This window comes from Mycobacterium sp. NPDC003449 (genome assembly GCF_053588415.1).
On the sequence record NZ_JBSFPX010000279.1, the window covers coordinates 1 to 6832 of the forward strand.

The following is a 6832-nucleotide window of genomic DNA, read 5'->3' on the forward strand; positions in this document are numbered from 1 at the left end:
TATACCAGAAGAAGTCTGAAGAGATGATTCAGGTCGTTTTGTCTGGTGTTCAGTGGTGTGCTCTTCCGATCTGTGGCCCTATCTGATCCGCTAGAGGACCGATGTGAAAACAGCCCTGATCGCTCTGACCGCCGCGCTGACCATGGTCACAGCGGGTTGCTCGCTGGACGAGGCCACCAAATCCTCGGACACCGTCGATGTCGTCGTCGGCTACCAGTCCAAGACCATCAATACCGTCACCGCCGGAACGCTGCTGCGGGCCCAGGGTTATCTGGAACGCCGGTTGGCCGATATCACCGCGAGCACCGGCACCAAGTACAACGTGATGTGGCAGGACTACGACACCGGTGCGCCGATCACCGCGCAGATGGTCGCCGAGAAGATCGACATCGGTTCGATGGGTGACTATCCGATGCTGATCAACGGATCCAAGACGCAGGCCGGCGAACGGGCCAGGACCGAGATCGTGTCGGTCACCGGCTACAACCCCAAGGGTGCGCTGAACATGGTTGTGGTGGACCCCAACTCACCGGCGCGCACGCTCGAGGATCTGGCAGGCAAGAAGGTCTCGGCGAGTGTGGGCTCGGCCGGCCACGGAATGCTGGTGCAGGCACTGAACCGGGCGGGTATCGACGCCAAGACCGCTGTCGAGGTACTCAACCAGCAGCCGCAGGTCGGGGCCTCGGCACTGGAATCCGGTCAGGTTCAGGCACTGTCACAGTTCGTCGCCTGGCCCGGCCTGCTGGTCCACCAGAACAAGGCCAAGCTGCTCTACGACGGTGCCGAGCTGGACTATCCGACGCTGCACGGTGTCGTGGTGCGACGGGCCTACGCCGCCGAACACCCCGAGGTGCTCGACGCGTTCCTGCAGGCCCAACTCGATGCCACCGACTTCCTCAACACCAAACCCCTTGAGGCCGCCCGCATCGTGGCCGACAACAGTGGATTGCCGCAGGAGGTGGTCTACCTCTACAACGGCCCCGGCGGAACCTCGTTCGACACCACCCTCAAGCCGTCGCTGGTCGAGGCGCTCAAAGGTGATGTGCCCTACCTGAAGTCGATCGACAACTTCGCCGACCTCGACGTCGCGGGCTTCGTGCAGGACGGGCCGCTGCGTAAGGCGTTCTCGGACCGAGGGCAGGACTACGACAAGGCGCTCGGATCGAACGCCAACCCCTCGGCGTTGAGCGGCACCGACCGGGTGTGCCGGACCCCCGTCGACAATCCCGCCACCGCGAGTGAGCTGTGGCTCGACGGAACCGATTCCACCACCGCGGCCGCCACGCCCACCTGCCTGCTCAAGGCGATCCGCGAGGCCGAGGGACGCGGCCAGAAGGTCCGGGCCGCCTATGTCCCCGACGCCGAGCTCGGCACCCGCTGGTTCGCCGACAAGGCGGTGTGGGTGCGTGACGGCGCGGACTATCTGCCCTTCGGCACCCCCGCCGGCGCCGGGCGTTACACCAAGGCACACCCCGGCGGTGCCGTCGTCGACTACCGGCAGGCTTTGGAGGGCGCGGTATGACCGCCACCGACGCCGTACCAGCCCTGGCCGTCCAGGCCCCTGCACCGGCCATCGCGCGGCGCTCGCGGTCGGTGTGGCCCCGCCGGATACTGCGGTCGGTCTCCGTCGTCGTCGCGGTCGGGCTCTGGCAGGTGTTGACCGCCAACGATGTTCGCTTCGGGCTGCGGTTCGACACGCTGCCAACGGTCACCGAGATCGCTGCGGCGCTGGCCCATCGGGTCGGGACGCAGGAGTATTGGCTGGATCTCGGCCAGTCGTTGATCCGGATCCTCACCGGTTTCGGGCTGGCGGCGGTGGTCGGCGTGGTCACCGGCATCCTGCTCGGCCGTTCGGCGTTGTTCGCCGATGTGTTCGGCCCGCTGACCGAACTGGCCCGGCCGATCCCGGCGATCGCCATGGTTCCGGTGGCGATCCTGCTGTTCCCGACCGACGAGGCCGGCATCGTCTTCATCACCTTCCTGGCGGCCTATTTCCCGATCATGGTCAGTGTGCGGCACGCGGTGCGGGCCCTGCCGACGATCTGGGAGGAGTCGGTGCGCACGCTCGGCGGCGGGCGCCTCGACGTGCTGCGCCGGGTCGTCCTGCCCGGCATCCTGCCGGGACTGTTCGGCGGGCTCTCGGTGGGGATGGGCGTGGCGTGGATCTGCGTGGTCTCGGCCGAGATGATCTCGGGCCGGCTCGGTGTGGGCTACCGCACCTGGCAGGCGTACACGGTGCTCAACTATCCCGATGTTTTCGTCGGCATCATCACCATCGGGATCCTCGGTTTCGCCACCGCGACCGCGGTGGAGGTCATCGGCCGCCGGGCCACCCGGTGGCTGCCGCGCGGTGAGGAGAACGACCGATGAGCGCACCCGTCACCGACACCGCGCTGACCGCGGGAATGCGGTTGGAGCTCGACACGGTCCGGTTGTCCTACACCGGTGTTCCGGTGATCGACGGGTTGAGCCTGACGGTGCAGCCCGGCGAGATCCTGGTGCTCACCGGACCGTCGGGATGCGGCAAGTCGACCCTGCTGCGGGCGTTGACCGGACTGCTGCTCCCGGACGCGGGCCGGGTGCTGGCCGACGGTGAACGGGTCACCGCGCCGTCGCGTGACCGCGGGATGGTGTTCCAGGACAGTGCGCTGCTGCCGTGGCGCACGGTGCGGTCCAATATCGAACTGGCCCTGCAACTCCGCGGCGAGCCGCGCAATGGTCACCGCGGGCAGCCGCGGGAGGGCAGGCGGGAGCGGGCCGACCGCTGGATCACCGAGGTCGGGCTTTCCGGGTTCGCCGACTTTCTGCCCAAAAACCTTTCCGGCGGTATGCGTCAACGGGTTCAGTTGGCCCGCGGGCTGGCCGGTGCGCCGCGGGCGGTGATGATGGACGAGCCGTTCGCCGCGCTCGACACCCAGACCCGCGCCGCCATGCAGCGCCTGCTGATCGACACCTGGCGCGCGCACCCGACCACCATCGTCTTCGTCACCCACGACGTCGACGAGGCGTTGGCGCTCGGCGACCGGGTCGCCGTGCTCGGCCGGGCCGGCCAACCGCTGCGGGCCCTGATCGAGGTGCCGCAGCCGCGCACCGAAGGTACCGCCCGTTCGGCGTTGCGCACCGAAATCATTGCCGCACTGGAGCAATCATGACTGAACTGACCGCAGCCCCCGACTTGTCGGAAACCATCCGGCTGGACTGCGATGTCCTGGTCATCGGCGGTGGCACCGCCGGGACGATGGCGGCACTGACCGCGGCCGAGCACGGCGCCAGGGTGCTGTTGCTGGAGAAGGCCCATGTGCGGCACTCCGGAGCCCTGGCGATGGGTATGGACGGGGTGAACAACGCCGTCATCCCCGGTAAGGCCGAACCCGAGGACTACGTCGCCGAGATCACCAGGGCCAACGACGGAATCGTCAACCAGCGCACCATCTATCAGACCGCGACCCGGGGTTTCGCCATGGTGCAGCGGCTGGAACGCTACGGCGTCAAGTTCGAGAAGGACGAGCACGGCGAGTACGCGGTGCGCCGGGTGCACCGATCGGGCTCCTACGTGCTGCCGATGCCGGAGGGCAAGGACGTCAAGAAGGCGTTGTACCGGGTGCTGCGCCAGCGGTCGATGCGGGAGAAGATCCGCATCGAGAACCGGTTCATGCCGGTCCGGGTGCTCACCGACCCGGCGACCGGGCGTGCCGTGGGCGCGGCCGCGTTCAACACCCGGACCGGCGAGTTCGTCACGGTCGCGGCGAAGGCGGTGATCCTGTCGACGGGTGCCTGCGGCCGGCTGGGCCTGCCGTCATCGGGGTATCTGTACGGCACCTACGAGAATCCCACCAACGCCGGCGACGGCTACGCGATGGCCTACCACGCCGGTGCCGAACTCTCCGGAATCGAGTGCTTCCAGGTCAATCCGCTGATCAAGGATTACAACGGCCCGGCGTGCGCCTATGTCGCGAACCCGTTCGGCGGGTATCAGGTCAACGCGCTGGGGGAGCGGTTCGTCGATTCCGACTACTGGTCCGGCCAGATGATGGCCGAGGTCAAACAGGAGATCGAATCGGCGCGCGGGCCGATCTACCTCAAGGTCACCCACCTTCCCGATGAGACCCTCACGGCGCTGGAGGGCATCCTGCACACCACCGAGCGGCCGACCCGCGGGACCTTCCACGCCAACCGGGGCCACGATTACCGCACCCACGACATCGAGATGCACATCTCCGAGATCGGTTTGTGCTCAGGGCATTCCGCCTCGGGTGTGTGGGTCGACGAACATGCCCGCACCACGGTCCCCGGCCTCTACGCCGCGGGCGATCTGGCGTGCGTCCCGCACAACTACATGATCGGGGCGTTCGTCTACGGTGACCTGGCCGGTGAGCACGCCGCGTCGACACTGCCCGATGTGCAAGCACCGGTGGATCTTCCGGCCGATCAGCTGGCCGAGGCGCACGAACTGATCTACCGGCCGTTGCGTCACCCGGACGGCCCGCCCCAGCCACAGGTGGAGTACAAGCTGCGCCGCTTCGTCAACGACTATGTGGCCCCGCCGAAAACGGCGACCAAGCTGTCGATCGCGGTGCAGACCTTCGAACGGATGGTCACCGAGGTCGAGGGGATCGGCGCCCGCACACCGCACGAGCTGATGCGGGCCGCCGAGGTGTCGTTCATCCGGGACTGTGCCGAGATGGCGGCACGGTCGTCGCTGACCCGCACCGAGTCGCGGTGGGGGCTCTACCACGACCGGGCCGACCTGCCCGACCGCGACGACGAACAGTGGCGCTACCACCTGAACCTCTACAAGGGTGATGACGGTGCCATGCACTTCGTCAAGCGGCCCGTCGCAGCCTATTTCGTGCCGGTGCCGGGGCTGGACCATCTGCCGTCCGACCAGCCGGTCACCCCGGTCACTCCGCCGGATCTGCACGGTGGGCGGGCTCCTGCCGCCGAACGGTCCCGGGTACGCGATGACACGCCGGCCCAGCCGCCGTCGCCGCGCATCGCCGCGGTGCTCGCCATGGAGGAGCCCACGCTGGCCGAGCTGTCGGGCTTCCTCGCCGATCCGGACGCCGGGGTCCGGCGCACCGCGGTGGCCACGCTGGTCGAGCACCTTCCCGACGGCTATCAGGCGGCGCTGGTCGGGGCGCTCGGCGACGATGACGCCGCGGTGCGCCAGGAAACGGCGGATGCCGTCCGCGAACTCGTCGAGGTGCTGCCGGGGCCCGAGGCGTTCGCGGCGGGGCTGGATTCGCCGGACGCCGTGGTGCGTGCGGTGGCGGTGTATCTGCTGAGCGCACGGCGGGTGGGCACGGCGGCGGCGTTCCGGGCGGCGCTGGCCGACCCCGACCACCGGGTGCGGATCGAAGCGGTGCGGGCCCTGGTCTCGGTCGACGACGACGCCGGGGTGGGGCAGGCCACCGGCGACGAGAACCGGGAGGTTCGGATCGCCGCGGCCAACGGCCTGGCGACGCTGCGGTCGGGGGCCGGCGCGGTGCGGGCCCTGCTGACCGATCCGGACCCGTTGGTGCGTGCGGCGGCGTTGGCCTCCATGGGCGCCGTCGGCCTCGACGACGGCGATGTGACCACCGTCGAGAAGGCGTTGACCGAATCGGCGTGGCAGATCCGGCAGGGCGCGGCGCGGGCCCTGGCCGGTGCCGGGCCCGAACGCGCGGTGCCCACGCTGTCCCTGGCGCTCACCGACCGTCATCTCGACGTCCGCAAGGCCGCGGTGCTGACGTTGAGCCTGTGGGCGGATTCCGAATCGGCCGCACGCGACGCGCTGACCGGCGCCCTGCAGGACGGCGATGCCGATGTGCGGGCCTACGCCCGCCAGGCGCTCTCGCGGGCTGGCTAGCTTCCGGTGCGTTCCCGGTGTTTGCAGCCCGGCCAGCAGCAAGGCCTGCGTTTGCCCTCTTCCAGTTCCTCCTGGGTGCGCCGGATCCGGCGGTCCCGGGTTGCGTCCTGTTTGGCGTCCTCGACCCAGCAGATGAACTCGTTGCGGGCCAGCGGGGTGATGTCCCGCCAGGCGGCCAGCGCCACCGAATTGCCGAGCAGCGCGGTGCGAAGGTCGGCGGGCAGCCGGTGCACGACGCCGCCGGGAACACGCGTGTTACTCATGCGGTCCGGTCTACCGCACTCGGCGATCGGATTGGTGGTCCTCGACCGTGTGCCGGCATCCATCGTCGCGGCAGCGCTCGTCGAGGTGGCTGCCGAGCGTGATCTCAGCTGGTGGGACGCGGCCGGGCGGGTCGGCGCCGGGTGTGCCAATCGTTAGGGTCCGCGTACCCCCTTACCTGTGAGTGCGTGGTGGTCGGTGGGTTGGGGTGCTTGTGGGTTGGTGTAGTTGAGTGTGTCCTGGTGGGGGGTGACTGGCGGCGGAGTGGGGTCGAGCAGAATCCAGCCGGGTGGAAGGCCCGGGTCGACCGCTTGTGGGTCCCAGAGATGGTCCACATTGGGCGGGATCGGGGTGGGCGGCTCGTGGAAGTTATTGTCCCGCTGCGGGTCCCACTCGGTGTCCGACCGTGAGTCCCACTTCAGGTCCGGTTCCGGTGCGCGCCGCGAGTTGGGCTTCACGTTCAGATCCGGCGCCGGCTCGGGTGCGTCCTCGGGCGGGGCGAGCAGCAGCTCGGGGCGGTGGTGGTAGTTGATGCGGTGTTGGCCGTGGTCGAGTTGTGGTGGTGGGTGCCATTCGACGTCGCCGCGTGCGTTGATGGTGGTGGTGTAGCCGCCGTCGGTGTGGACCAGGCGGTTGTCGGGTCCGCAGGCCAGGGCCAGTTCGTCGATGTTGGTGTTGCCGCCGTCGGCCCAGTCGGTGACGGCGTGATGGACCTGGGAGCCG

At 68.9% G+C, this 6832-nt stretch carries 6 protein-coding genes; 4 read left to right on the forward strand and 2 right to left on the reverse strand.

Annotated features, from left to right (window positions below; translation table 11 throughout):
• Positions 1–142 precede the first annotated feature (142 nt).
• From ACWDTP_RS36295 to ACWDTP_RS36310, 4 genes are read left to right on the forward strand one after another with little or no spacing between them, the layout of a single operon-like run.
• On the forward strand, positions 143–1522 hold the full coding sequence (locus ACWDTP_RS36295; protein ID WP_450028054.1) for an ABC transporter substrate-binding protein: 1380 nt from the start codon (positions 143–145) through the stop codon (positions 1520–1522).
• Complete coding sequence (locus ACWDTP_RS36300) at positions 1519–2370, forward strand: ABC transporter permease (protein WP_450028049.1); 852 nt, start codon at positions 1519–1521, stop codon at positions 2368–2370. The genes ACWDTP_RS36295 and ACWDTP_RS36300 overlap by 4 nt, the downstream gene beginning before the upstream one ends.
• On the forward strand, positions 2367–3152 hold the full coding sequence (locus ACWDTP_RS36305) for an ABC transporter ATP-binding protein (protein ID WP_450028050.1): 786 nt from the start codon (positions 2367–2369) through the stop codon (positions 3150–3152). The genes ACWDTP_RS36300 and ACWDTP_RS36305 overlap by 4 nt, the downstream gene beginning before the upstream one ends.
• Positions 3149–5848 carry a fumarate reductase/succinate dehydrogenase flavoprotein subunit gene (locus ACWDTP_RS36310; protein ID WP_450028051.1) on the forward strand — a complete coding sequence of 900 codons (2700 nt, stop codon included), beginning with the start codon at positions 3149–3151 and terminating at the stop codon, positions 5846–5848. The genes ACWDTP_RS36305 and ACWDTP_RS36310 overlap by 4 nt, the downstream gene beginning before the upstream one ends.
• Here the strand turns inward: ACWDTP_RS36310 and ACWDTP_RS36315 are convergent.
• Together ACWDTP_RS36315 and ACWDTP_RS36320 are read right to left on the reverse strand one after the other, a co-directional pair.
• Entirely contained in the window at positions 5845–6111 is a 267-nt protein-coding gene (locus tag ACWDTP_RS36315) for a YdeI/OmpD-associated family protein (protein ID WP_450028052.1), read from the reverse strand. The two genes, ACWDTP_RS36310 and ACWDTP_RS36315, sit on opposite strands and share 4 nt — an antisense overlap.
• 153 nt (positions 6112–6264) lie before the next feature.
• Positions 6265–6832 (reverse strand): HNH endonuclease signature motif containing protein (locus ACWDTP_RS36320; RefSeq protein WP_450028053.1); only part of this gene is annotated, 568 nt, incomplete at its 5' end.

What these genes read in the sequence shown, in the direction of transcription:
- ACWDTP_RS36300 (WP_450028049.1), top strand. Translation starts at nt 1,519, where the DNA reads ATGACCGCCACCGACGCCGTACCAGCCCTGGCCGTCCAGGCCCCTGCA.
- ACWDTP_RS36315 (WP_450028052.1), bottom strand. Translation starts at nt 6,111, where the DNA reads ATGAGTAACACGCGTGTTCCCGGCGGCGTCGTGCACCGGCTGCCCGCC.
- ACWDTP_RS36295 (WP_450028054.1), top strand. Translation starts at nt 143, where the DNA reads ATGGTCACAGCGGGTTGCTCGCTGGACGAGGCCACCAAATCCTCGGAC.
- ACWDTP_RS36310 (WP_450028051.1), top strand. Translation starts at nt 3,149, where the DNA reads ATGACTGAACTGACCGCAGCCCCCGACTTGTCGGAAACCATCCGGCTG.
- ACWDTP_RS36305 (WP_450028050.1), top strand. Translation starts at nt 2,367, where the DNA reads ATGAGCGCACCCGTCACCGACACCGCGCTGACCGCGGGAATGCGGTTG.